Source organism: Allobosea vaviloviae, from assembly GCF_001298265.1.
GTDB lineage: Bacteria > Pseudomonadota > Alphaproteobacteria > Rhizobiales > Beijerinckiaceae > Allobosea > Allobosea vaviloviae_B.
Genome location: NZ_LGSZ01000020.1, coordinates 1 through 24,188, shown reverse-complemented (window position 1 = coordinate 24,188; position 24,188 = coordinate 1). Strand labels below are relative to the sequence as shown.

Below are 24,188 nucleotides of genomic sequence, written 5' to 3'. Positions count from 1 at the left end.
AGTTCAGCTAAAGCCCGGCAATGCCGGGCTTTTTCATGCCTGCCCGTAGAGATTGGTCTTGCTGCGGATGCGAGGCGCGCCGATATTGACGGACTCTGGACAAAAGCATCGCGCGAAAAGGCGGGAGGCGCTGTTTCGCGAGCAATGCTTTGGATTTGCGATAGATCAGGCAGGATAGACGCCCCCCATGGGCATGATGCGGCAATACGAACTCGTCGACCGGGTTCGCAGCTATAATCCCAACACCGACGAGGACCTGCTCAACCGGGCCTATGTCTATGCCATGCGCGCCCATGGCACGCAGAAGCGCGCCTCGGGTGATCCGTTCTTCGCCCATCCGCTCGAGGTCGCCGCTCTCCTGACCGATCTCAAGCTCGACGACGCCACGATCGTCGCAGCCGTTCTGCACGACACGGTCGAGGACACGGCCGCCACGCTCGAAGAGATCGAGAGCATGTTCGGGCCCGACATCCGCCGGCTGGTGGACGGGCTGACCAAGATCAAGAAGCTCGACCTCGTCTCCAAGAAGGCGGCCCAGGGCGAGAATTTCCGCAAGCTCCTGCTCGCCATCGTCGACGATGTCCGCGTCCTGCTGGTCAAGCTCGCCGACCGCCTGCACAACATGCGCACCTTGCACTTCATGGCGCCCGAGAAGCGCCTGCGCATCGCCGAGGAGACCGCCGAGATCTACGCGCCGCTCGCCGGCCGCATGGGCATGCAGGAGCTGCGCGAGGAGCTGGAGGAACTCGCTTTCCGCCACATCAAGCCGGAGGCGCATGCCACCGTCACCAAGCGGCTGGAAGAGGTCACCGAGCGTGAAGGCCGCGTCATCGGCGAAATCGAGAAGGACCTCAAGGACAAGCTCGCCGCCAGCGGCATCCACGCCGAGGTCCACGGCCGCCGCAAGCGCCCCTATTCGATCTGGAAGAAGATGGAGCGTAAATCCGTCTCCTTCGAGCAGCTCTCGGACATCTTCGGCTTCCGCGTCATCGTCGAGGCGCCCGAAGATTGCTACCGTGTGCTCGGCATCGTCCACATGACCTGGCCGATGGTGCCCGGCCGCTACAAGGACTACATCTCGACGCCCAAGCAGAACGACTATCGCTCGATCCACACAACCGTCGTCGGGCCCGGCCACAGCCGCGTCGAACTGCAGATCCGCACCGATACGATGGACCGCATCGCTGAGTTCGGCATCGCGGCCCATGCCCACTATAAGGACGGGCGGACCACCGAACTCGCGCAATATGCCGATGAAAGCCGGGCGTATCAGTGGCTGCGGCGCACCGTCGATCTCCTGGCGGAAGGCGACAGCCCCGAGGAATTCCTCGAGCACACCAAGCTCGAGCTCTTCCACGACCAGGTCTTCTGCTTCACCCCCAAGGGCCGTCTGATCGCGCTGCCGCGCGGTGCGACACCGATCGATTTCGCCTATGCCATCCACACCAATGTCGGCAACAGCGCGGTCGGCGCCAAGATCAACGGCCGCATCGCGCCGCTCTTGACCGAGCTCGCCAATGGCGACGAGGTCGAGATCACCCGCGCCGAGGGGCAGACGCCTCCCGCCGCCTGGGAATCACTTGTCGTCACCGGCAAGGCCCGCGCCGCGATCCGCCGCGCCACCCGTACCGCCGTGCGCAGGCAGTATTCCGGGCTCGGCCGCCAGATCCTGGAGCGCGCCTTCAGCCGCGCCGAGCGGCCCTTCACGGACGAGAAGCTCAAAGCCGCCCTCAAGCGGCTCGCCCGCACGGCCGTCGACGACGTGCTGGCCGCCGTCGGGCGCGGCGAGATGTACTCCGGCGACGTGGTCAAGGCTGTCTATCCCGACCTGGAGCCCGAAAAGCGTGGCGCGCCCGATCCCAGATCCGCCGGCGCGACCACCGGCAACGGCAAGGGCTGGTTCGAGCTGCGCAAGGGCGACAACCTGAAGTTCAAGCTGCCGGGCGAGGCGCAGCTCACCGAGATACCCGGTGACGACGCGATCCCGATCCGCGGCCTCGGCGGCGACCTGCCCGTGAGCTTCGCGCCCAATGGCGGGGCCGTGCCGGGAGACCGCATCGTCGGCATCCTGACCCCTGGCGAGGGCGTCACCATCTACCCGATCCAGTCCTCGGCGCTGGCGGCCTTCGACAACGAGCCGGAGCGCTGGCTCGATGTGCGCTGGGATCTCGACGACAAGGCGCCCCAGCGCTTCCCGGCGCGAATCTCGCTGCATTCGATCAACGAGCCCGGTTCGCTGGCGCAGATCACCACGACCATCGCCGAGCATGACGGCAACATCGACGCGGTCGCGATGAACCGCCCGAACCAGGACTTCACCAACGTCACCATCGACCTGACGGTCTGGGACCTGAAGCATCTCAGCGCGATCATCAGCGAACTGCGCGAGAAGCGGGTGATCAGCCGGGTCGAGCGGGTGGTGGGGTAGGGCATCGGCCTGAAAAGTGGAATGCGGCTTTCGGAGAAAGCCGATGCCAGCGGGCTCAGCTTGCAGCCCTGAACGCTGCGGCAAGCGTCCTGACGAAGGCGCTCGCGCGCGGCGTCGCCACCTGGCTGCGCAGCACGACCGCCGAGCGCCCCAGCGCCGGCAGCCCCCATGCCGGCCCGACATCGACCGCCCCTGGCGGCGCGATCCGCGCAGCCAGAGGCGAGACCCCGATGCCGCCCGAGACGGCAGCCAGAACCGCTGCCATGCCGCCGCCGATGAAGGCCTCGCGCCATGCGAGCCCGGCGCGATGGAGCGCGTCGATGCCATGCTGGCGCAGCCCGCACTCTGCGATCAGGCTCACCAGCGGCAGCGGCTCATCGGCGCGCTGCTGCAGGCTCTCCGCTGCGAACCAGCCGAACGCGTCCTCGCGCAGCACCTCGCCAGTCCGCCCCGTGCCGAGGCGGCGGATGATGGCGACATCGAGTTCGCCCCGCTCGAACGCCGCCTCCAGCGCCCGCGACGCCTCGATCCTGAGATTGATGACGATGCCGGGATGCTGCGCCGTGAGCCTGGCCAGGACGGCCGGGATCTCGGCACCGACAGCCTGCTCGCTGATGCCCATCGTGATGCGCTCGCTGGGCTGGCGGAAGGCTCCCAGCGCGCGGTCATGGGCTGCCATCAGGTCGCGCGCGGCAGGCAGGAAGCGCTCGCCCTCCGATGTCAGCTTGACCATGCGCGGATGCCGCAGCAGCAGCGTCTGTCCGAGCCCGTCTTCCAGCCGCTTGATCCGCGTGCTGACGAGGGATTGCGCTGTCCCCAGCGCCTCGGCCGCGCGGGTGAAACTGTTGAGCTCCGCCGCTTGCAGGAAGGCGGAGACAGCATCGAGGTCCAGGGTGGCGTTCATGAGCGATCAAATATCCATATCATTGCTATCATCATAGATACGGTTTCAGGATCGACGCAAGGGGCCTAGCGTGCAGGCGTTCGCGAGGCGTGCCGCCCCGCCTGTACCCTGGAGCCGACCATGCCCCTGATCCGGATTTCGATGCGTCGCGGCCGCCCGGCCTCGCATCCCGCGACAATCGTCGACGGCGTCTACCGCGCCTTGCGCGCGACCTTCGAGGTGCCGGAGAACGATCTCTTCGCCGTCGTCCACCAGCACGACGCCGACGAATTCGTCTTCGACGCCAATTTCTTCGGCTTTCAGCGCTCGGCGGGGCTGGTGATCATCCAGATCACGGTCGCAAACACCCGCGGCGTCACCCAGAAGAAGGCGCTCTTCGCCGCCATCGCGGCCAATCTCCAGCAGGAGCCCGGGCTGAAGCCGGACGACATCTTCATCAACCTGCTCGAGGTCAAGCGCGAGAATTGGTCCTTCGGCGGCGGCGTGGCGCAGTATGTGGCTTAGGCGTCATTCTCGGGCGAAGCGAAGCGAAGACCCGAGAATCTCTCAGACGAGAGGGCTCTGGTTTCCGAGATGGTCGGGTCAAGCCCGACCATGACGTGCCGGCGCTGTTTCGCCCTGCGGTGTCCTGCCCTAAACCCATCCCATGGAATGGAGCGACGAGGCCACGATCATCGGCGTCCGCAGGCATGGCGAGAGCGCCGTGATCCTGGAGGCGATGACGCGGGACCATGGCCGCCATCTCGGCCTGGTGCGCGGCGGCCGCTCGTCAAAGCAGCAGCCGGTGCTTCAGCCCGGCAACGCCGTCTCGCTGACCTGGCGGGCCAGGCTCGACGAGCATCTCGGCGAATACAAGGTCGAGCTTTTGGCCTCGCATGCGGCGCGGCTGATCGAGGCGCCGGTCGCGCTTTATGGGCTGGCGACGATCTCAGGCCTGCTGCGGCTGCTGCCGGAGCGCGATCCCCATCCCGGCCTGCACGAGGCGCTGGCGGTAATGATCGAGCATCTGCACGAACCGAACCTGGCGCCGGCACTGGTCGTGCGCTTCGAGGTGGCGATGCTGGCCGAACTGGGCTTCGGGCTGGATCTGGCGCGCTGCGCCGTCACCGGCTCGCCCGACGATCTCAGCCATGTCTCGCCGAAATCAGGCAAGGCCGTCAGCCGGAAGGCAGCCGAGCCCTGGCGTGATCGACTATTGGCGTTGCCGCCCTTCCTGAGCGAGGGGCAGGGCGCGCGCCAGCCCTTGGCCGCCGATCTCGCGGCCGGGTTCGCGCTGACGGGTTTCTTCCTGCGCCGTCACGTTTTCGAGCCGCGCGGTTTGGCCGAGCCGCCGGAGCGGGCGCGGCTGGTCGAGATCGCAGCGCGGGCATCCTTGGCGTCCGAGGCCTGAGCGCTGCGCAATTCCTGCAGCAGCTCGATTTGCACCTCCTGGATCTCGGCCAGCCGCTGCCATTGGCGGTTGACCAGGTGGTCCATCTTCTCGTGCAGGTGCCGGATCTCGAGTTCGGCCTTGAGGTTGACCTGGTAGTCGTTGCGCGAGCGGGCGCGGTCCTTCGCCTCCTGCCGCTGCTGGCTCATCATGATGACCGGAGCCTGCACGGCGGCCACGCAGGACAGGATCAGGTTGAGCAGGATGAAGGGGTAGGGGTCGAAGGCGGTGGCGCCGGTCATGTTGATCGTGATCCAGAAGCCGATGACGACGCCAAACGAGATCAGGAAGGCCCAGCTGCCGCCGAAGCTGGCGACATTGTCGGCCAACCGCTGGCCGAAAGTCCGTTCGCGGTCGATTTCGTCATCGGTGTTGCTGGTGATCAGCTCGGAGGAGGCAAGGCTGTCGGCGACCTGCCGGTCGAGCTCGTTCATCTCGCCGCGCTCACTCGCCAGCATCGCGTTGACGTAGCGGGAGCGGTAGAGCGCGATCTGGTCCTGCGAGACCAGTGCATGAGCCGGCAGATCGGGATGGTCCTTGCGGATCGCATCGGCCAGCGCTGGCCGCAATGCGTCGATGCTGACGAGCTCGCGCCGCGGCACCGACTGTCCGGTCAGAGAGCAGATGCCCTTGTCCGTGCTGTGGTCATGGCTCGTCATGCGGCTCTCCGTCGGTTCCGGGCGCATCCCCATCGATTGCATAGGGGGATATCGCCCGCCATCGTTCTAGCGGGGCGATTCGCGCCGTGCGATAGAGGCGCGGACGAAATCGTAGTGGGGGTGAGCAAGCCATGGGGAAGCCGGTCGATCCGCCGCCGGAGGACGAATCCGAGCGCATCGATCTGAAATCGGCGCTCGAGGAGCGTTATCTCGCCTATGCGCTGTCCACGATCATGCACCGCGCGCTGCCCGATGCGCGCGACGGGCTGAAACCGGTCCACCGCCGCATCCTGCATGCGATGCGCCTGCTGCGGCTCGATCCCGGCCAGGTCCACAAGAAATGTGCCCGCATCGTCGGCGACGTCATCGGCAAGTTCCATCCCCATGGCGACCAGTCGGTCTACGACGCGCTGGTGAGGCTGGCGCAGGATTTCGCCCAGCGCTACCCGCTCGTCGATGGCCAGGGCAATTTCGGCAATATCGACGGCGATAATGCGGCGGCCTATCGCTACACCGAAGCGAGGATGACCGAGGTCGCCCGTCTTCTGCTCGATGGCATCGACGAGGACGCGGTCGATTTCCGCGAGACCTATAATGGCGAGGACGAGGAGCCGATCGTGCTCCCCGCCGCCTTCCCGAACCTGCTCGCCAATGGCTCGCAGGGCATCGCTGTGGGCATGGCGACCTCGATTCCGCCCCACAACGCCGCCGAACTCTGCGACGCCGCGCTCTACCTGATCCAGCATCCCGACACGCCGTCGGAACAGCTGATGACCTTCGTCCAGGGGCCGGATTTCCCGACCGGCGGCGTCATCGTCGAATCGCGCGCCTCGATGGCCGAAACCTACCGCACGGGGCGCGGCGCCTTCCGCACCCGGGCGCGCTGGCATGTCGAGGATCTCGGCCGTGGCACCTGGGTCGTGATCGTCACCGAGATTCCCTACATGGTGCAGAAGGGCCGGTTGATCGAGAAGATCGCCGAGCTCTTCAACGAGAAGAAGCTGCCGCTCGTCGCCGATATCCGCGACGAATCGGCCGAGGACATCCGCGTCGTCATCGAGCCCCGTGCCCGCACGGTCGATGCGACGCTGATGATGGAATCGCTGTTCCGGCTGACCGAGCTGGAAGCGCGCATCTCGATGAACATGAACGTGCTGACCGGCGGGCTGGTACCGCGCGTGCTCGGCCTGAACGAGGCCCTGCGCGCCTGGCTCGACCACCGCCGCGACGTGCTGCTGCGGCGCTCGCGCTTCCGGCTGGGCCAGATCGAGAAGCGGCTGGAAATTCTGCGCGGCCTGCTGATCGTCTATCTCGACCTCGATCGCGTCATCAAGATCATCCGCGAGGAGGACGAGCCGAAGATCGAGCTCATGCGCTTCTTCGAGCTGTCGGAGGTTCAAGCCAACGCCATCCTCGACACCCGCCTGCGCGCCTTGCGCAAGCTCGAGGAGATGGCGCTCAAGACCGAACTCGACGAACTGACCGTCGAGAAGGGCCAGATCGAGGAGCTGCTTGCGTCGGAACCCGTGCAGTGGAAGCTGATCCAGCACGATATCCGCGCGGTGAAAAAGCTCTTCGGCCCGGAAACAGCGATCGGCAAGCGCCGCACCAGCTTCGCCGACATGCCCGACACCACCGATATCGACCTGGCGCAGGCGATGGTGGAGCGCGAGCCGGTCACCGTAGTCATTTCCAAGAAGGGCTGGATCAGGGCGCTCAAGGGCCATGTCCAGGACCAGTCGACGCTGACCTTCAAGGGCGATGACGGCCTGCGGCTGGCCTTCTTCACCGAAACGACCGCCAAGGTCCTGGTGCTGACCTCGAACGGCAAGGTCTTCACGCTCGAGGCCGCGAAGCTACCCGGCGGGCGCGGCTTCGGCGACCCGATCCGGCTGATGATCGAGCTGGAGGAGCATGCCGAGATCGTCGCGGCCTTCCCCTACCGGCCGGGGCTGAAGCTCTTGATGGTGACGACCGACGGTCGCGGCTTCGTCGCGCCGACCGACGACATCGTCGCCAACACCCGAAAGGGCCGGCAGGTTCTCAATGTCGACATGCCCGTCGAGGCCCTGCTGGCGACGCCCGCCGAGGGCGACCATGTCGCGATCATCGGCCAGAACCGCAAGCTGGTCTGCTTCCCGCTCTCGGAGGTCGCCGAGATGAGCCGCGGCAAGGGCGTGCGCCTGCAGCGCTACAAGGATGGCGGCGTCTCCGACGCCAAGGTCTTCAAGCTGACTGAGGGACTGACCTGGCGCGACACCTCGGGCCGGACCTGGACGGTGGCCCAGGGCGAGCTGATGGAATGGCTCGGCCATCGCGGCGAAGCCGGCCGCCTGCCGCCCAAGGGCTTCCCGAAGAACAACAAATTCGGGGGGTAGGGCGCGGGGAACCCTCTCCTGTAAGGAGAGGGCAGGGTGAGGTGTAGGCCGTTGGACATTGAGGCGGCGACCTGACCGCCGCGACGCTGCGATGTCGCACTCCGCGGGTCCAGGGGCCGACACCTCACCCCTGCCCCTCTCCTTACAGGAGAGGGGTTCCCCGCGCCTCGTCCTGACGCGTAAAGATAGAAAAAAGCCTGGAAATGCGGAGGCTTGCGCCTGCCACCGGAATCACTCCCGCAACCGCCTGAATCAATCTCTCAACGGATCGCCTGGCCGACGACGCCGACTTCCAGGCCGAGCGTGAGGTTGTTGGTCACCGCCCATTCGACGCCGGCGCGTGCCTCGGGCCGGACCAGGATGTCGCTGCGATTGAAGGGCGCCGACCACGGCGTCGCGCCATAGCGCAGGGTCTCGTTGGCGGCCGATATCCCGACCTTGGTGTAGAGCAGCACCTCGGGGGTCACCAGCACGCCGGTCTTGATCTGGAAGGCTCCGGCGAAATCGCGGGTATAGCCGACCTGGCCGAAGCCCGGCGCGCCATAGCCGCCCAGGGCCGGCATGTACTCCACCGCCCCGACGATGCCGTAGACGAAGTTGCCCTCCTGGCGCATCGTGCCGGCCTCGAGCCCGAAGGTCGGCCCTGCCGTCGTGCCCAGCCTCTTGGAGCTGGTGACGTTGAAGCCTGTCGAGATCCGCGCATAGGAGCCGTCCCACTTGACGCCGCCGGGTGCGAGCGTCGGCTCCGACCAGGCGAAGGAGGGCAGGGGCGCAAAGCCGGTGAAGGGCAGCCAGGACTGTGCCCGCGCATCGCCTGCAAACAGCAAGGCTGCGCAGAGCGCGCTGGAGAGAAGCGGAAGTCTCAAATCCGGAACCCCACGTCGAAAGCCGTCCTCGTCCGTCCCACGGACGTCAAGCTATCATGAGGTGGTACGAATGTCGCGGATTTGTGGCGCGCAGCGCGCTCAGGCGAGTTTGGTCTTGAGCTTGAGGAAACGCATCGTCCGCTCGGCCGTCGCTGTATCGAGCTCGACATAGCTCTTCAGATCGTCCTTGACCCGATCCTTGGCGAAGATCAGGCGGCGCGCCCGCAGCGTCAGGATCGCCTCATAGGCGCCGTTGCTTAGGCCGAGCGCCCTGCAGGCGACGGCGATGCCGCTCGCGTCGCGCTGCATCAGCACCCGCAGCGACTGCTCCGTACTCAGGCTGGCGACCTGCGCGAACACCAAAGCGAGATGGAAGGCGCGGTCTTCCTCCGCCAGCACCGTGATGACCTCGTCCAGCGGGCGCGTTCCGGCAGCCAGGTCCGCCAGGAGCAGCTTGACCTCCAGCCGCTGATGGCGCGCCTGGCGCGCCAGCGTCAGGGCCTCGCTGCTCGGCTTGGACCAGAGACCGCCCTCGTCGCTGAGCTGCTCGACGATGCGCATCACCCGTTCGGCCCGGTTGGGCGTCAGGTCGGAGCGCGTCGAAAGCGCGAGGTTGATGCCGCTGTCGCCGGCGCCGCGTTCGATCAGCCGGTCGAACCCCTTCTCCGACAGGCTCGCGCCCTCATTGGCGCTGACCGTATGCAGCACGTCGCGGTCGCCGCGCTCGACGAGGATGTCCGTGACGCTTTCCGACAGCCGCACGCGCTCGGCGATCGCCATCAGGTGGTGCTGCGACTGGCTGACGGCGATGGCCGCGAGATCGGTGTCGGTCAGGACCGGCGACAGCTTCAGCACGAGGCGCGCGACGTCCGAATCCGGGTCCGATGCCAGTGTCACGGCGACGTCGCGCGGAAGCGTCGGCGTTGCGGAGACGCGCTCGGCATAGTCGCGGCGATCTCCGGTCTCGAGATGCGGCAGGGAGTGCAGGGCGATGTCGCCGTAATGGGCCTGCGAGGCCTCGCTGGGTGCTTCGTCCAGCAGAAAGAGATCGGTCACGGCATTGAGCAACTGCCGCCGGGACTCCGACGACATGTCCGCGGGCATCCGGGTCAATGAATTGAGCATGATATATCCCAAGCCGAGCTATCAGCGCAGCCTACGCCAAACCGCTTGCCCGAACCTTAAGATGACCGTGCGTTATCAAGGAAAACGAGGAATGCCTGCAGGCCTGAATGCGCCGACCCGATCGGCCGCACGGCCAACCGCGAACCCGGCGTCGGCCGCGCGCCATCACGCGAGTTTGGCATTCATCCGCACGAGGCGCATCCCGCGTTCCGCCGCCTTCATGTCGATCTCGGCATAGCGGCGCAAATCCTCCTTGGTGTCCTTGTTGGCGAACATCAGGCGCCGCGAGCGCAGGTTGAGGACTGCGGCAAAAGCCTGAGAACCGACATCGAGCGCGCGGCAGGCCAGCGCGATGCCGCTGCCATCGCGTCTCAGCAGGGCCCGGAGCGCCTGTTCGACGGCGATATCGGAGGTGCGGGCGATGATCTGGGCGAGATGATAGGCGCGGTCTTCTTCCGCGAGCATGATCAGCACGTCGTCGACGACACGCGTCTTCGACTCCAGATCCTTGAGAAGCTGGCTCACCTCGAGCCGCTGCCGGCGTGCCTGGCGCGCGATGGCGGCAGCCTCGCTGGCAGGCTGGAACGCGAGATCATCGTCCTCGCCGAGTTCGACCAGCAGGCGCATGACGCGCTCGGCCCGCCCCCCGTTCAGATCCGAGCGGATGGCAACGGCCCGCGGTACCGCTGGCTCGTCCCGCCCGCGCTCCAGCAGGCGGTCGAAACCCTTCTCGGAGAAGACTGCGCCTTCATTGGCGCCGACCGTCTTCAGCACGTCGTTGTCGCCACGCTCGACCAGGATTTCGGTCAGCCCCTCCGAGAGGCGGACACGCTCGGCGATCGCGGCGAGATGCTCCTGCGACTGGTTGAGGGCGATGGCGGCGAGGTCGCCATCGGTCAGCACCGGCGACAGGCGCAGCACCAGTCGCGCCACCACGCTCTCCGGGTCGCCGGCCAGGGCATTGGCGACGCTGCGCGGCAGGTTGGGCTCGGCAGCGACCTCGTCGGCATAGCCCTGGCGCGCCTCGACATCGAGATGCGGCAAAGCCTGCAGCGCGATCTCGCCATAGTGATGCTTCGACATCCCCGTCGGCTCTGGATCGCGCAAAAACAGGTCGGTCACGGCATGCAGCAATCGGCGCCGTGCATCCGAGGAGGTCTCGGCGGCGAGTTTGAACAAGGAGTGCGGCATGACGACCCCGAGCCTTTGCTGTAGTACGCCTTGCTTGCGCAAGGCGTGACCGACTGTGCCAACGATGGCCGCTGTTCAACCAGTCTGCCGCAATGACGTGAATAAAATCTAATGCAGCATGACGTTTGGTCATTGGTGCTGCTGGTCAGCGAGCTCGGGCGGCGGTTTTAGCCGACGCGTTCCCAACCCTGCGGCAGCAGGCGCTCCTGCGGCACGAAACGAGCCTTGTAGGCCATCTTAGGCGAGCCATCGACCCAGTAGCCGAGATAGACGTAAGGCAGCCGCAGCCGACGCGCCCGCTCGATGTGATCGAGCACCATGAAGGTTCCGAGAGAGCGCGCTTCCAGCGAGGGGTCGAACACCGAGTAGACCATCGACAGACCGTCGTTGAGCGTATCTGTCAGCGCCATCGCGAAAAGATCGCCGCGGCCGCGACCGGTGAAGCCGCTGTCGGGCCCACGCCGACGGTACTCGATCAGCGTCGTCTCGACATGCGTGTCCTCGACCATCATCGCGAAATCGAGCGCCGACATCGTCGCCATGCCGCCCTCCGGGTGGCGCTCGTCGAGATAGGACCGGAACAGGGAGTAATGCTCCGATCGCGGCCGCGGCGGCAGGGTCTCGCCGATCAAATCGCTGTTGTGCGACAGGACCTTCCTGAAGTTGCGCGATGGCCGGAAATCATCGACGACGACGCGCACCGAAATGCAGGCGCGGCAGGTCTCGCAGGCCGGCCGGTAGGCGATGCTCTGCGAACGCCGGAAGCCGCCATGGCTGAGGACATCGTTGAGGTCGCGCGCCCGCGCGCCGACGAGATGCGTAAACACCTTGCGCTCCTCGCGCCCCGGCAGATAGGGGCACGTGGTCGGCGACGTCAGGTAGAATTGCGGGGCATCCCGCAACGGGCGCGTCACGTCAGGCTTGCTCCGGAAGCGGGGTCGCCGCTCAGTGTAGCAGCAGCGGCGACGTCAACAAGAGCCGTCGCGCTCAGGCGCGCACCACCACCAGCCCGGTCAGCAGGTCATGCCCCAGGCGCCGGTCGCTGCGGACAACGCCGCAGAGGATGTCGAGCACCCACAGGCCGACCGTGCCGGCGGCGACATAAAACAGCAGCGCATGGACGGCCGCCGCAAGACCGTCCGGACGCCCGCCCGTCACGGTTTCGACCCGCAGACCCGCCATCCGCATGCCGAACGTCGCCTGGCGCGGGCCGCCGATGGTGATCGCGGCATAGGCGAAGGCCGTCGCCGCCACGGCGATCGGGATCAGCAGCCAGGTCGCGCCGAAGGTGACGATGCCGAGCACGAACAGCACTGTCGCGATCAGGCTGGTCAGGAAGAACACGACGATCGCGTCGCCGATCCAGGCGAAGATGCGCGAGCCGAGCACGCCGCTGACGTCCTGAACGGGGCGGCTGCCGACCGCGACGATCGGAGGCTGGCTGTAGCGTGGGTCGGTCATCGGCGTCTCGGGTCCTGTCATGAACGGGCCTGACTGCCCGCCTCCCCAATGTCTGGTCAGCGGCCCGGTTCTGCAAGGCCACGCGGCAGGACGCGATGCGGCGAGAATCCGCCTTCTCGCAGGGCGGTCTCGATCGCGGCGGAATGCTCGGCCCCGCGGGTCTCGACGGTGACGTCGAGCGTCACGCCCTTGGCCGGCACGTCGAGGAAGAGCCGGCCATGGCTGACCTCGAGGATGTTGGCGCCCTGCTCGCCGAGCAGGCTCGCGACCTTGCCGAGCAGGCCCGGCCGGTCGCTCGTGGTCAGGCGGAAGGCGACGATGCGGTCCTCGCGCTCGAGTTCGCGCACCATGATCGCAGCCAGCAGGCGCGTGTCGATATTGCCGCCGCAGAGCACGAGCCCGACCTTGCGCCCGGCATAGCGCCCTGGCTCCTGGAGCATGGCCGCGAGACCGGCCGCTCCGGCCCCCTCCGCCAGGCTGTGTTGAAGACTGGCGTAAGCGTAGACGGCGCGCTCGATCAGGTCCTCGCCGACGAGCACGATGTCGGAGACGAGGCTCGAGACGATCGGCAGGGTTTGGACGCCGACGGTCTTCACGGCGATGCCCTCCGCCAGCGTCGCTCCGCCGATCGCCAGATCCTCGGCATTCACGGCGTTGAAGAAGGAGGGGTAGAGTGCGGCTTCCACGCCGATCAGCTCGATTTCGGGCTTGAGGGCTTTCGCTGCGACAGCGTTGCCGGCCATCAGCCCGCCTCCGCCGAGCGGGATGATCAGGACGTCGAGATCGGGATCGTCGTCGAGCATCTCGCGGGCGATCGTGCCCTGGCCGGCCATCACGGCGGGATCGTCATAAGGGTGGACGAAGGCGAGTCCCTCTGCCCTGGCCAGTTCGCGCGCCTTCTGCGCGGATTCGTAGAGCGTCTCGCCATGCAGCACGACGCGGGCGCCGTGGCTGCGCGTATTCTCGACCTTCACCAGCGGCGTCGTCTCGGGCATCACGATGGTCGCTGGAATGCCGAAGCGGCGGGCGTGATAGGCCACCGCCTGGGCATGGTTGCCCGCCGACATCGCGATGACGCCGCGCTCGCGCGCGTCATCATCCAGCGTCAAAAGCTTGTTGACCGCGCCGCGCTCCTTGAAGGAGGCGGTCGCCTGCATGTTCTCGTGCTTGACCATGACAGTCGCGCCGGTCAGTTCGGAGAGGCGCGGCGCCGGCACCAAAGGGGTGCGCAGCACATGGCCCTCGATGCGCCGTGCCGCTTCCTCGACATCCTCGGGTGTGATCGCGAAGGGCTCGCTCATGGCAGGGCTTCCATTGTTGAGCAGTCAGACCTGACGGGGCGCCAGCGCGCCATCGCCGAAGAACCCGCCGGGGCGCAGGATCAGCACCACGGCGAGCAGCGAATAGACGGCGATATCGCGGTTATCGATCGGCATGGTCGACGACCAGAGCACTTCGAAGAGTGCGATGCAAAGCCCGCCGAGCGCTGCGCCCGCGGGTGAGCCGATGCCGCCGAGGATCGAGCCGACCAGCGCCTTCAGCCCGAGCGAGAAGCCGCCGGCAAAGCCCATGCCGCCATAGACGGCGGTGACGACGACGCCCGCCATGCCGCTGGCGGCGCAGGCGAGGATCAGCGCCTTGTCATGCACGGCGCGGGGATCGACGCCGAACAGCGCCGCGGTGCGGGCATCGTCGGAGACCGCGCGCCATGCCCTGCCATAGGCCGAGCGCGCGATCAGCAGGATGAGGCCGAGCGTGACCGCAAAGCCCGCCGCGGCGACGGCTAGCCCCAGCGGCGTGACGGTGACGATGAAGCTGCCCGCACGCGCCAGGGCCAGCGGCTCGTTAAAGACCGGCGGCAGCCAGCGCAGATTGGCCCCCTGCGCCAGCCGCAGATATTCCGACAGCGCGATGGCAAGCCCGATCGTCGCGATCAGCACCTGCTGGCCCGGAGCCTGGCGGCCAAGTGTATCGTCGTGAAAGCGGCTTTCGAGCGGACGCAGCACGAAGCGGCCCATGGCGAAGCCATGCAGCGCGCAGACCAGAATCGCCACGATGAAGGCGGCGACGAGCCCGGTCGCCGGGGTCGAGGCCGCATAGGCGACCAGCAGCGCCGCCCCGACGACGGCACTCAGCGCGCCCAGCGCCGCGAATTCGCCGAAGCTCAGGACGATGCGCCCGGTCAGCCCGTAGATCAGCGCATAGGCACAGGCCAGCAGCGCGTAGGTCGCCGCCGAGGGCAGGGCGCTCAGCCCTTGCTGCAGTCCATAGGCCAGCGCGGGCGCAATCTCCGGCAGCGCCTCGCTGGGCGATGCACCGGGATCGGGCGGCGGCTCCTCGCGATTCTCCAGGTAGAAGCGCCGCAGCAGGTAGAAGCTCGCATCGCTCATCGGCCGCCCGTCGGCGGCGATGCCGATCAGCGCGCCGCGCGTCAGCGCCTGACCCTCGCCCGCGAACAGGCAGTCAATCCTGCGCCGCCTGGCGACACCGCCCGGTGTCGAAACGCTATAGCTGATGCCCAGCATATGGGGGCGCGCACCGTCCTGCACCCGATCGATCGCAATCGCGGCACCTGGCGGATTGAGCGCCGGGATCGCCTGCCGGCAGAGCCGCATCTGGTCCGTGTCGAAACGCTCGCCGCAGGAGGCGAGGGCCAGAACGAGCAGAATCGACGGAAGCAGATGGCGCATGTCGCGCGACGGTAGCGCTCGCCCTTCCGCTTTGAAATATGCGCCGTCGTCCCGGACGCAGCGAAGCGGAGATCCGGGACCCATTCCGGAGCATTTGCCGGACAGGTTCCGGAATGGGTCCCGGGTCTCCCTACGGTCGCCCGGGACGACACTGCGCCTTGGTGAGGAGTGGAGCCGGTCAGCCCGCCGCCTTCAGCTTTTCCGCGACCTGCGGCGCGAAATAGGTCAGCACGCCGTCGGCGCCGGCGCGCTTGAAGGCTGTCAGGCTTTCCATCATCGCCCGGTCGCCGTCGAGCCAGCCATTGCGGGCGGCGGCGACGATCATCGCGTACTCGCCCGACACCTGATAGGCGAAGGTCGGCACCCGGAAATGGTCCTTCACCCGCGCGACGATGTCGAGATAAGGCAGGCCGGGCTTGATCATCACCATGTCGGCGCCCTCGTCGAGATCGAGCGCGACTTCGGCGATGGCCTCGTCGGAATTACCCGGGTCCATCTGGTAGGTGCGCTTGTCGCCGATCAGCGTCGCATTGGTGCCGATCGCGTCGCGGAACGGCCCATAGAAGGCCGAGGCGTATTTGGCCGCATAGGCCATGATCTGCACATCTTCATGGCCGGACGCATCGAGGGCGGCGCGGATCGCCCCGACGCGGCCATCCATCATGTCGGACGGCGCGATCACGTCTGCGCCGGCATCCGCCAGCGCCAGCGCCTGCTGCACCAGGATCGCGACGCTGGCGTCGTTGAGGACGCGCTCGCCCTCCATCACGCCGTCATGGCCATGCGAGGTGTAGGGGTCGAGCGCAGCGTCGCAGACGATGCCGATCTGGGGCACCTCGGCCTTGATCGCCCTGACCGCGCGGCACATCAGATTGCGCGCGTTCAGCGCTTCCGAGCCTGTCGGGTCCCGCAGCGATTTCTCGACAAAGGGGAAGGGCGCGATCGCGGGAATGCCCAGCGAGGCCGCATGGACGCTCTGGCGCACCGCCTCGTCGATGTTGAGCCTGTCGACGCCCGGCATCCAGTCGACCGGCGAGCGCGCCTCGCTCGAATCCATCAGGAAGATCGGCCAGATCAGGTCATCGGTGGTGAGGCGCGTCTCGCGAACCAGCCGCCGCGACCACTCCGCCTTGCGGTTGCGGCGCATGCGCCTGGTCAGGCCGAGAGAAGGGGCCTCGCCCTGGCGTGCCGAAGGGGTGGGAAAAGGCCGCACGACCCGAGAATCCATGAGATATCCAGCCTCAGCGAAACGCGTCATGCCCTCGTCGCGCTCGCGCGCCGGCCATTCCGCTGGCAGCAGTCCTAGCACATCGGAACCGTTCCAAAATAGGGCCCTTGGTCACAATTGCGGATCGGGGCGGTGCAAGAGCACGCATTGAGCGCGCGTTGACAAGCGCCGCCGCCAAAGCCCAGAACGCAGCCACGTCATAGCGATCGGGGACGGATGCCTTATGTCGGACGAGGCCTATTTCACCTGCGAGCAGCGCGGGGCCGCCGGCATGGTTATTCTCAACCGGCCCAAGGCGCTGAACGCTCTGAACCGGCCGATGGTGCTCTCGCTGCTGCGCGCGCTCGACGACTGGGAGAACGATCCGCAGATCGAACGCGTCGTGCTCGTCAGCGCGATCGAGAAAGCCTTCTGCGCCGGTGGCGACATCCGCGTCCTGCACGATCAGGGACGCGCCGGCGAGCATGAGGACATGCTGCGCTTCTGGCGGGAGGAATACGTCCTCAACGCGCGTATCAAGCACTACCCCAAGCCCTATATCTCGCTGATCGACGGCATCGTCATGGGCGGCGGTGTCGGCATATCCTTGCATGGCAGCCACCGAATCGCCGGGGACCGCTACCTCTTCGCCATGCCTGAGGTCTCGATCGGCTTCTTCCCCGATGTCGGCGCGACCTATGCGTTGCCGCGTCTGCCGGGCGCCACCGGCGTCTACCTCGCCTTGACCGGAGACCGTGTCGGTGCGGCGGATGCGCTGGCCATCGGGCTTGCCACCCACGCCGTTCCCAGCGCGCGCATGGCCGAGTTGGCGGAAGCCCTGACGCGGCGCGAGGCGCTGGACGACATTCTCGGCGGCTTCGCTCAGGACCCCGGCCCGCAGAAGCTCGCCGCAGAGCGGGCGACCATCGCAGAGTGCTTCGGCGCCACGAGCCTGCCCGACGTGCTGGCGCGTCTCGACAGGGCGGCCGCTGACGGCAGCGCCTTCGCCGGTAAGGTTCGTCAGACGCTTGCCGTCAAATCGCCGACCAGCATCGCCATCGCTTTCGAGCAGATGCGGCGTGGCGCGGGGATGGATTTTGCGGAGGCGATGCGCACCGAGTACCGCATCGTCTCGCGCGTCATCCGCGCGCACGATTTCTACGAGGGCGTGCGGGCGGTGCTGATCGACAAGGATCAGGCGCCGCAATGGCAGCCAGCCACGATCGAGGCGCTCGATCCTGCGGCGACGGAAGCCTATTTCGCGCCTCTGGGCGCCGACGAACTCGTGCTGGAGTCCTGAGCTTGGGCCTCGGTGGAGATGGAGACGTCCTGCGCGGTGCCCGCTCCGAGCATGCCTCCGGCGGCGTCGAGGCCGTCTCGACGCGCTGGCGCGGCGTGCTGGTCTGGATGCTGCGCATCCTCTCCGTGCTCTGGATGGCCAAGGGTCTTCTGGCCTGGGCGGTGATCTTCGGCCTGGTCGGCGAGGAACAGCCACCCTTCGAGGCGCGCCTGCTCTCCTTCCAGGCGATCACGGTCTACTTCGCGGTGATGGACCTCGTCGCGGCCGTCGGCCTCTGGCTGACTTCGACCTGGGGTGGCGTGCTCTGGCTCTTGGCGGCGATCAGCCAGTTGCTGCTTGCTTTCTTCTTCCCGCGCCTGCTGCCGATGACGCCGTGGCTCGCCGGCGGCTATGTCGCCGCGATTCTCGCCTATTTCCTGGCGACATGGGCTGCGGAGAACGAAGGCTCCTGATCGTGCGCGCCGGTCGATGGCGCCGAGTCACGGTAACAAACGCTTTAGCTTAAGCGTTTCTGGCTTCACTTTGCATTCACCCAAAGGGGTAAATCCCTGATTCATCCTGATATTTAAACTCGTTTTCATCCGGCCCGCATACGGTGTTTCTCAGAAGCGGATCGGGAGATCAATCCTGACCGGCAGTCAACAGGCGGGATATACCATGAAAACGAGCGTCAAGACTTCGGTCGTCGAAAAGTCTGAAGAAGCTGATCTGAAGGTCAAGCCTCTCTACCTGGAGTCACTCACCCTCGTCGAGCGGCTGCATCGCCGCCTGCTCGACGTCATCAAGGACGAGTTCGAGCGTCGCGGCCGTGACGACGTCAACAGCGTCCAGGCCCTGCTGCTCTACAACATCGGCGATGCCGAGCTCAGCGCCAGCGAACTGCGCACCCGCGGCTACTATCTTGGCTCGAACGTCTCCTACAACGTCAAGAAGCTGGTCGAGCTCGGCTATCTCCACCATGCCCGCTCGCGCATCGACCGTCGCTCGGTGCGCATCAGCCTGACGGAGAAGGGTGCCGAAGTGCACAATCTCGTGAAGGGCGTCTACGACAAGCACGTGCGCACGGTCGAGCAGATCGGTGGCATCGCGCCCGACGACTTCGAGCGTATGAACAACGCGCTGCTGCGCCTGGAGCGCTTCTGGACCGACCAGATCCGCTACAAGCTCTGAAACCGGCTCTTCGTTCGGTTCGGCGCCCAATCCGGCCTGCCAAGCTCCCGGCTGATCGCCGGGGGCTTTGCCGTGTCCGCGCTGCAACAGGTCCGTCCAAGCTTTTGCCATGCATGCGCAAGGCGCGCCCATGCCCTAAATTCGCCGCTCTCATCACGCCACGTTAACTGTGCTACGGCAGCCTCGCCTGGAGATGGAACCGCCCTTGCAAAGCGGGGCGGCAGTATTCTTGTGGCGCGATGTCTGCGCACGGGCAAGATGGACGAGTTTGAGAGGGACGTGATGTCGACGAAGAGCCTGCCCCGCCGTGAAACGGTACTCGCGCTGCTTTCGGGCGCCGCTGCGACCACGGCCGTGCCTGCCTTCGCCCAACAGGCGGAATGGCGCCAGAGCTACGATTCGGGTGCACGCAATGCTGTTGCCCGGTCCCACACCCCGATGCTCTCGCCGGAATCGCTGCAGGCGACCGAAGCCGCGATCGTCGCCTATCGCGATCTCGCAGCCCGCGGCGGCTGGCAGCCCGTGCAGCTCGGCGACAAGCTCGGCGTCGGCTCGCGCGGTCCCGGCGTCGTCGCTCTGCGCCAGCGCCTGATCATCACCGGCGACCTCGATGCCAATGCCGGCACCAGCAATGTCTACGACTCCTATGTCGAAGCCGGCGTCCGGAATTTCCAGGCCCGCGTCGGCCTCTCCACGACCGGCGCGATCAACCGCGCCACGGTCGCCGCGCTGAACGTGCCGATCGACCGCCGCATCCGCCAGCTCGAGACCAATGTCGTGCGCCTGCGCTCCTGGTCCGGCAATCTCGGCGGCCGTTACGTCGTCGCCAACATCCCCGCCGCGATGGTGGAGACGGTCGAGAACGGCGTCGTTGCGACCCGTCATGCGGCTGGCGTCGGCAAGATCGACCGCCAGTCGCCGCTGCTCTCGACCAAGATCCCCGAGGTCAACTTCAACCCGACCTGGACGGTGCCGGCCTCGATCATCAAGAAGGACCTCATCCCCAAGATGAGGAAGGAGCCGAGCTACCTCACCGAGAACAAGATCCGCATCATCGGCCCCTCCGGGGAGATCGCGCCCGAGCGCGTCAACTGGAACTCCGACGAGGCGACCCGCTACACCTTCCGGCAGGACCCCGGCGGCGAGTTCAACTCGCTGGGCTTCGTGCGCATCAACATCCCGAGCCCGCACGGCGTCTACATGCACGACACCCCGGCCAAGGGCATCTTCGGCGACGATTTCCGCTTCGTCTCCTCGGGCTGCATGCGCGTCCAGAACGTGCGCGACTACATCGCCTGGCTGCTCAAGGACACCCCCGGCTGGGACCGCGCCAAGATCGATCAGGTCATCGCCTCCGGCGAGCGCATCAATGCCCGCATCAGCACGCCGGTGCCGTGCTACTGGGTCTATGTCACCGCCTGGGCGACCCCCGACGGCGGCGTCCAGTTCCGCGACGACATCTACAACAAGGATGGGTTGGGCCCGGCCCCCGTCGCCGCCCTGCAGGGCGAGCAGGACATCTGAGCGGCTTTTTGCGAGCCGTCTAAGACGAGGAAACCCGCCGGTGACGGCGGGTTTTTCGTTGGGGGGAGTGCGAGTTGCCGCCCGAGCTACGGAGCCGGGTTTGGGTCGGAAGCAGCCATCAATTCGAGGCATCATAGAATCATGAGAAGTCTCTTGAATGCGCTAGCTCGACTGTTGGGACGCCGTAAGCCTGACGACAGTGCCGCTGACAAGGGCTCGGCGGTTATCTTGACCCGCGAGGGAGAAAAGGTGCTGTCTGGTGAAGATTTGTACCGGGAAGTGGCGACGGCCAACGATGCTGAATCCGCCGCCGAGCTCAAGGCCTTCGGCGAGCGGATCAATCGAAACATGCCGGGCTAACTTTGCCTGCTCGATTTCCGAAATGGGTCGTTAGGAGATGTTCGTGCTACGCTGTCGCGGGCGTCGAACTATCCTGTGAGGTTAACAGTGAGATTTACCGCGACGGCATTTTTTGTTTGCGTTTTGAACAATGCGGCTATGGCCTGCATGCCGGGTGGACCCTCATGGCACACTATTTTCCCCTCCCCGCCTTTAGAGCGCGATGCGAAAATCATCCTCGAAGTCAGTGTCGGAAAGATCGAAGAAGGCATCCGAACTCGACAGATGGGCAAAAGAGAAGTCACATCTGTGTTTAGTAAAGTAAGATTTGATATTTTGGCTGTGATTAGGGGTCAGATAGATACGAATTACGTCGATGTTTATTACGCGCATTCTCCTTGTCGCGCGGGGATCCCGAACATTGGAGAGCGCGGGTTCTTGGCTGGGACCATGACCGTCAGTTTCTTGGGAGAGCCAGTCTTGTTTCCCTCGGGTCATCAGGTCCCTCGGCGCTGATGCGAGATTAAGACTCGCTGCGAGGTCCGCAACGGGTCGATAGCAGAAGCCCAGCCGCCCACCTGTTTCGCTGGTGGGGACGGCAGGGCTTGACCGGCGAAAAGGATGGCAGGGGTTTTGAGCGGCGCTATGGTGAGGGTGGAACCGAGTGACCTTGGATGACCTGCCTACGCTGTTTTTTTGGAGGCGTGCTTGGACCTTAATATTTTCACAGTCTTCCTTGCTGTGATATTGACTATATTTCAGCAATATGAGTTCACTATTTTAATTTTAATTTTGGCAGTCTACATTGTAGGTAGAATGTTGAAGGTGTATAACAGTTTATTGCTTGCCGTTTCTATAGTATTTATCTTGATTTTTATTGCAATCTACATCGGTCGGCTATTTTCTGTCAATTGAAAGGCCCGCCGATCTGCACCGGCAGGCCTTATGTCGTAGATCGCCCGCAGCACGGGACGTGGCTCATCAGATAGCATGTCGGCTATGGGTCGGTTTCAGACCTTGCGTGCCTCCTCACGAGCCGCGCCCCTCTCACGCAATCCCAAGAAGCAGCGCCAGCGACCGCGTCACCGCCAGCATGGACGCATCGTCGAGTCGCCCGACGACGGTGCCGACCCGGTGCCGCTGGACCGACATCGCCTGTCGATCTGGGTCTGCGAGGGTTTAAGCAGGCCTTTCTGCGGCTCGGGCTGGACTGGCAGGCGGATCAGGGGGCTTCGACGAGCGTTCCCGTTATCAGCAGGACGGTGATCGTGCCGGTCTGATCGAAGGGGTCGGCCTGCACGACGAGGGCAGGGCGGGGCTTTCCGACATCGCCCGTCATCGCGACGGTGACGATGTCGCAGCGTGTCACGCACCGTCCCCGTCGGCGAGATCGGCAAGTGCGGCATCGAGGAAGGGCGTCAGTTCGTCGTCTGCGGCATCAGCAGCGGCAACGCGGCGGAGGCCCTTGATCCGTCAAGCGCTCCTGCGCAGCCGGCTTGCCGCTGCCGCCGCGACCGTCATGGCTGCGAGCATGAGCGCGGTGCCATGGAACAGGGTATCGAAGCCGTAGCCGATGACCACCGGCGTGCTCAGCAGCGGCGAACAGAACTGGCCGATGAAGATCGAAGCGGTCAGCAGGCCGCCCGCCAATCCCCGGCTCCGGGTCGGCGCCAGGCCCAATGCCAGCGCGATGAAGCCGGGCGAGACCAGGGCATAGCCAGCGCCGATCGCCGCCGTCGCCGCGAGAAAGGCGGGTGCCCCCGTCGCCAGCGGCAGCAGCATGAAGCCGAGCGCCATCGCAGCATAGCCCAGGATGAAAAGGCCGGCATGGCCCACTGCGCGCTGCAGCCGCGGATAGAGCAGTGCAAAGCTCCCGCCCGTCAGCATCAGCGCAGCCAGCGCCGTGCCCGTCATGATCGCGCTGTCGTAGCCCTTCGCGTTGAAGAAAAACGCCAGCTGGGTCGGCATGATGAAGAAGATCAGGTTGGTGACGCCTTGCAGGAGGATCAGCAAAACCAGATGCACCCGCCAGGAGGGGCGATCCGCCGCAGAAGCGTCCGGATGCACGGCGACCGCTTGCACCGGCCGGACGGGATCGACGATCGCGATCCACATCAGCGGCAGGAAGGCGGCGGCGAGACCGTAGATCGCGAAGGGCAGGCGCGGCGAGATCGCCGCGACCCAACCTGCGAGCGAGATGAAGATCAGGCCGCCGAAATTGCGGGCCGAGATCTGCAGCCCGGTCAGCGCATTTCGATCCCTGCCGGTGAAATAGTCACCGATCAAGGCGGTCTGCGCCGTCATGATCAGGGCAACCGCTAGGCCGAGCACGACGCGGCTGGCGAAGATCGTGCGCAGGTCGGGCAGGACAAGGCCGGCGCATCCGGCGATCACGAACAGGATCGTGCCTGATAGCAGCATCCTGCGTCGCCCGAATCGGTCGGCCAGGAGGCCTGCGAAGGGCGCGCACAGAGCCACGCTGAGCGATGGTGCCGGGACGAGCAGCCGCGTCAGCAGCGCAGCGTCCGGATCGTCGGCGAACAGACGCTCCAGCCCGGGCAGGGCCGGGCTGATCGTGGCATTGGCCATCGTGGTCAGCGATGCCGCCATCAGCAGCGCGATGGCGCGCCGGTCGCGCCAGACCGGTGTCGGTATCGCATTTTGCAGGTTTTCCATGATCTCCCCCTTGCGCCAATCGAGCGTTGGGGAGAGCCTACAAGTTCAAGTCAACTTGAGGTCAAGCATGCCTGTGCTGGATATCGGAGAGGTGGCCGGGCGCTCGGGCGTGCCGGCCTCGACGCTGCGCTATTACGAGGAGATCGGCCTGATCGAATCTCTCGGGCGGAGCGGCCTGCGCCGGCAATTCGATGCCGATGTGCTGCTGAAGCTGTCGCTCATCGGCCTCGGCAAGGCGGCCGGCTTCTCGCTGGTCGAGATCGCCGCCATCTTCGGCGGCAATGGCCGGGCCGATCTGCCCCGCGATCGCTTTCGCGCCAAGGCAGACGAGATCGAACGCCAGATCCGCGATTTGGCTTCGCTGCGCGACATGCTGCGCCATATCGCCGATTGTCCGGCGCCGACGCATCTGGAATGCCCGACCTTTCGCGGACTGCTGACCTCGGCCACGCAGGGTACGCTTGCATATCACCCGTCACGAAAGCAGGCGGCGCAAGGATTGAAGACGGCCCCGCGGCGTTGACCCCCGCTGCAGCCGGCCGCCAATCTTGTCGGCCGTGTCCCCAAGGAAATCGTCTCAAGCGCCTCGTGCGCGACGCTGGCTGCTCCCTCCCCCCGCTTGCGGTGGGGAGGGCCGGGGTGGGGGGCAGTGCCGCTCGGCGCGACGATGAAGGATTGTGCTCAGGCTTTGCGGGCCCCCGTCCCGCACCCTTCCCCCCCGCAAGCGGGGGGACGGGGGCCACCCCCGCATTCCAGGCGTGAACCAGGAGGAGCCCGCCTAGCGGCTGGAATGGTGTTCGCCCCACACTCCACGCCCCGTGCCCAGGGCTGGCCGTCAGCC

22 protein-coding genes are annotated in these 24,188 nt (G+C 66.0%); 10 read left to right on the top strand and 12 right to left on the bottom strand.

Translation table 11 applies throughout. The features are described from left to right. The first annotated feature begins 193 nt into the window (after window positions 1–193). On the top strand, window positions 194–2,428 hold the full coding sequence (locus tag AE618_RS03615; protein WP_054207724.1) for a RelA/SpoT family protein: 2,235 nt from the start codon (window positions 194–196) through the stop codon (window positions 2,426–2,428). 55 nt (window positions 2,429–2,483) lie between these two features. On the opposite strand, the gene AE618_RS03610 is transcribed toward AE618_RS03615, so the two are convergent. Then, window positions 2,484–3,332: a LysR substrate-binding domain-containing protein gene (locus AE618_RS03610; protein ID WP_054207695.1), complete on the bottom strand. Its 849-nt coding sequence runs from the start codon at window positions 3,330–3,332 to the stop codon at window positions 2,484–2,486. A 120-nt stretch (window positions 3,333–3,452) separates the two neighbouring features. Between AE618_RS03610 and AE618_RS03605 the strand changes: the two genes are divergently transcribed. Beyond that, window positions 3,453–3,836: a tautomerase family protein gene (locus tag AE618_RS03605; RefSeq protein WP_054207694.1), complete on the top strand. Its 384-nt coding sequence runs from the start codon at window positions 3,453–3,455 to the stop codon at window positions 3,834–3,836. Between the two features lie 142 nt (window positions 3,837–3,978). After that, a complete protein-coding gene (recO, locus tag AE618_RS03600) occupies window positions 3,979–4,722 on the top strand; it encodes a DNA repair protein RecO (protein ID WP_054207693.1) in 744 nt (247 codons plus the stop codon). Here recO and AE618_RS03595 read toward each other — a convergent pair. Further along, complete coding sequence (locus tag AE618_RS03595) at window positions 4,629–5,420, bottom strand: DUF1003 domain-containing protein (protein WP_082364975.1); 792 nt, start codon at window positions 5,418–5,420, stop codon at window positions 4,629–4,631. The genes recO and AE618_RS03595 overlap by 94 nt on opposite strands. A 131-nt stretch (window positions 5,421–5,551) precedes the next feature. Here AE618_RS03595 and parC point away from each other — a divergent pair, with 131 nt between their 5' ends. Further along, window positions 5,552–7,798 (top strand): DNA topoisomerase IV subunit A, encoded by a 2,247-nt coding sequence (gene parC / locus AE618_RS03590; protein WP_054207692.1) that lies wholly within the window; start codon window positions 5,552–5,554, stop codon window positions 7,796–7,798. Window positions 7,799–8,058: 260 nt separating this feature from the next. On the opposite strand, the gene AE618_RS03585 is transcribed toward parC, so the two are convergent. The 8 genes from AE618_RS03585 to hemB form a co-directional block, all read right to left on the bottom strand. Further along, complete coding sequence (locus AE618_RS03585) at window positions 8,059–8,664, bottom strand: outer membrane protein (protein ID WP_054207691.1); 606 nt, start codon at window positions 8,662–8,664, stop codon at window positions 8,059–8,061. 99 nt (window positions 8,665–8,763) lie between these two features. Continuing rightward, entirely contained in the window at window positions 8,764–9,756 is a 993-nt protein-coding gene (locus AE618_RS03580; protein WP_197280667.1) for a DUF2336 domain-containing protein, read from the bottom strand. Between the two features lie 198 nt (window positions 9,757–9,954). Beyond that, complete coding sequence (locus AE618_RS03575) at window positions 9,955–10,980, bottom strand: DUF2336 domain-containing protein (protein ID WP_054207689.1); 1,026 nt, start codon at window positions 10,978–10,980, stop codon at window positions 9,955–9,957. A 167-nt stretch (window positions 10,981–11,147) separates the two neighbouring features. Continuing rightward, a complete protein-coding gene (locus AE618_RS03570) occupies window positions 11,148–11,894 on the bottom strand; it encodes an arginyltransferase (RefSeq protein WP_054207688.1) in 747 nt (248 codons plus the stop codon). A gap of 73 nt (window positions 11,895–11,967) precedes the next feature. Then, entirely contained in the window at window positions 11,968–12,441 is a 474-nt protein-coding gene (locus tag AE618_RS03565; RefSeq protein WP_054207687.1) for an RDD family protein, read from the bottom strand. Between the two features lie 56 nt (window positions 12,442–12,497). After that, window positions 12,498–13,742: a threonine ammonia-lyase gene (locus AE618_RS03560; protein WP_054207686.1), complete on the bottom strand. Its 1,245-nt coding sequence runs from the start codon at window positions 13,740–13,742 to the stop codon at window positions 12,498–12,500. Window positions 13,743–13,766: 24 nt separating this feature from the next. Then, window positions 13,767–15,131 carry a branched-chain amino acid ABC transporter permease gene (locus AE618_RS03555; protein WP_054207685.1) on the bottom strand — a complete coding sequence of 455 codons (1,365 nt, stop codon included), beginning with the start codon at window positions 15,129–15,131 and terminating at the stop codon, window positions 13,767–13,769. A gap of 178 nt (window positions 15,132–15,309) precedes the next feature. Next, window positions 15,310–16,359, bottom strand: a complete 1,050-nt coding sequence (gene hemB, locus AE618_RS03550) for a porphobilinogen synthase (RefSeq protein WP_054207723.1) — start codon at window positions 16,357–16,359, stop codon at window positions 15,310–15,312. A 223-nt stretch (window positions 16,360–16,582) separates the two neighbouring features. On the opposite strand from hemB, the gene AE618_RS03545 reads away from it, so the two are divergent. From AE618_RS03545 to AE618_RS27775, 5 genes are all read left to right on the top strand, one after another. Further along, window positions 16,583–17,638, top strand: coding sequence for an enoyl-CoA hydratase/isomerase family protein (locus AE618_RS03545; protein ID WP_054207684.1), 1,056 nt, complete (start codon window positions 16,583–16,585; stop codon window positions 17,636–17,638). A gap of 2 nt (window positions 17,639–17,640) precedes the next feature. Continuing rightward, window positions 17,641–18,090 carry a DUF6163 family protein gene (locus AE618_RS03540; RefSeq protein ID WP_054207683.1) on the top strand — a complete coding sequence of 150 codons (450 nt, stop codon included), beginning with the start codon at window positions 17,641–17,643 and terminating at the stop codon, window positions 18,088–18,090. A 205-nt stretch (window positions 18,091–18,295) separates the two neighbouring features. Continuing rightward, on the top strand, window positions 18,296–18,808 hold the full coding sequence (gene ldtR, locus AE618_RS03535) for a transcriptional regulator LdtR (RefSeq protein WP_054207682.1): 513 nt from the start codon (window positions 18,296–18,298) through the stop codon (window positions 18,806–18,808). Window positions 18,809–19,090: 282 nt separating this feature from the next. Next, window positions 19,091–20,332: a L,D-transpeptidase family protein gene (locus tag AE618_RS03530; RefSeq protein WP_054207681.1), complete on the top strand. Its 1,242-nt coding sequence runs from the start codon at window positions 19,091–19,093 to the stop codon at window positions 20,330–20,332. A 153-nt stretch (window positions 20,333–20,485) separates the two neighbouring features. Next, on the top strand, window positions 20,486–20,692 hold the full coding sequence (locus AE618_RS27775; protein WP_156330078.1) for a hypothetical protein: 207 nt from the start codon (window positions 20,486–20,488) through the stop codon (window positions 20,690–20,692). Window positions 20,693–21,893: 1,201 nt separating this feature from the next. Here AE618_RS27775 and AE618_RS29220 read toward each other — a convergent pair. Both AE618_RS29220 and AE618_RS03510 read right to left on the bottom strand, forming a co-directional pair. Further along, a complete protein-coding gene (locus AE618_RS29220; protein WP_432704483.1) occupies window positions 21,894–22,040 on the bottom strand; it encodes a type II toxin-antitoxin system PemK/MazF family toxin in 147 nt (48 codons plus the stop codon). Window positions 22,041–22,144: 104 nt separating this feature from the next. Beyond that, window positions 22,145–23,347 carry an MFS transporter gene (locus AE618_RS03510; protein ID WP_054207678.1) on the bottom strand — a complete coding sequence of 401 codons (1,203 nt, stop codon included), beginning with the start codon at window positions 23,345–23,347 and terminating at the stop codon, window positions 22,145–22,147. A 67-nt stretch (window positions 23,348–23,414) separates the two neighbouring features. On the opposite strand from AE618_RS03510, the gene AE618_RS03505 reads away from it, so the two are divergent. Further along, window positions 23,415–23,870, top strand: coding sequence for a helix-turn-helix domain-containing protein (locus AE618_RS03505; protein ID WP_054207677.1), 456 nt, complete (start codon window positions 23,415–23,417; stop codon window positions 23,868–23,870). Window positions 23,871–24,188: the final 318 nt, after the last annotated feature.

Bases quoted from the DNA above. Each gene is read 5' to 3' on its own strand.
- AE618_RS03615 (WP_054207724.1), top strand. From the start codon at position 194: ATGATGCGGCAATACGAACTCGTCGACCGGGTTCGCAGCTATAATCCC.
- AE618_RS03610 (WP_054207695.1), bottom strand. From the start codon at position 3,332: ATGAACGCCACCCTGGACCTCGATGCTGTCTCCGCCTTCCTGCAAGCG.
- AE618_RS03605 (WP_054207694.1), top strand. From the start codon at position 3,453: ATGCCCCTGATCCGGATTTCGATGCGTCGCGGCCGCCCGGCCTCGCAT.
- recO (WP_054207693.1), top strand. From the start codon at position 3,979: ATGGAATGGAGCGACGAGGCCACGATCATCGGCGTCCGCAGGCATGGC.
- AE618_RS03595 (WP_082364975.1), bottom strand. From the start codon at position 5,420: ATGACGAGCCATGACCACAGCACGGACAAGGGCATCTGCTCTCTGACC.
- parC (WP_054207692.1), top strand. From the start codon at position 5,552: ATGGGGAAGCCGGTCGATCCGCCGCCGGAGGACGAATCCGAGCGCATC.
- AE618_RS03580 (WP_197280667.1), bottom strand. From the start codon at position 9,756: ATGTCGTCGGAGTCCCGGCGGCAGTTGCTCAATGCCGTGACCGATCTC.
- AE618_RS03575 (WP_054207689.1), bottom strand. From the start codon at position 10,980: ATGCCGCACTCCTTGTTCAAACTCGCCGCCGAGACCTCCTCGGATGCA.
- AE618_RS03565 (WP_054207687.1), bottom strand. From the start codon at position 12,441: ATGACCGACCCACGCTACAGCCAGCCTCCGATCGTCGCGGTCGGCAGC.
- AE618_RS03560 (WP_054207686.1), bottom strand. From the start codon at position 13,742: ATGAGCGAGCCCTTCGCGATCACACCCGAGGATGTCGAGGAAGCGGCA.
- AE618_RS03555 (WP_054207685.1), bottom strand. From the start codon at position 15,131: ATGCGCCATCTGCTTCCGTCGATTCTGCTCGTTCTGGCCCTCGCCTCC.
- hemB (WP_054207723.1), bottom strand. From the start codon at position 16,359: ATGGATTCTCGGGTCGTGCGGCCTTTTCCCACCCCTTCGGCACGCCAG.
- AE618_RS03545 (WP_054207684.1), top strand. From the start codon at position 16,583: ATGTCGGACGAGGCCTATTTCACCTGCGAGCAGCGCGGGGCCGCCGGC.
- ldtR (WP_054207682.1), top strand. From the start codon at position 18,296: ATGAAAACGAGCGTCAAGACTTCGGTCGTCGAAAAGTCTGAAGAAGCT.
- AE618_RS03530 (WP_054207681.1), top strand. From the start codon at position 19,091: ATGTCGACGAAGAGCCTGCCCCGCCGTGAAACGGTACTCGCGCTGCTT.
- AE618_RS03510 (WP_054207678.1), bottom strand. From the start codon at position 23,347: ATGGAAAACCTGCAAAATGCGATACCGACACCGGTCTGGCGCGACCGG.
- AE618_RS03505 (WP_054207677.1), top strand. From the start codon at position 23,415: ATGCCTGTGCTGGATATCGGAGAGGTGGCCGGGCGCTCGGGCGTGCCG.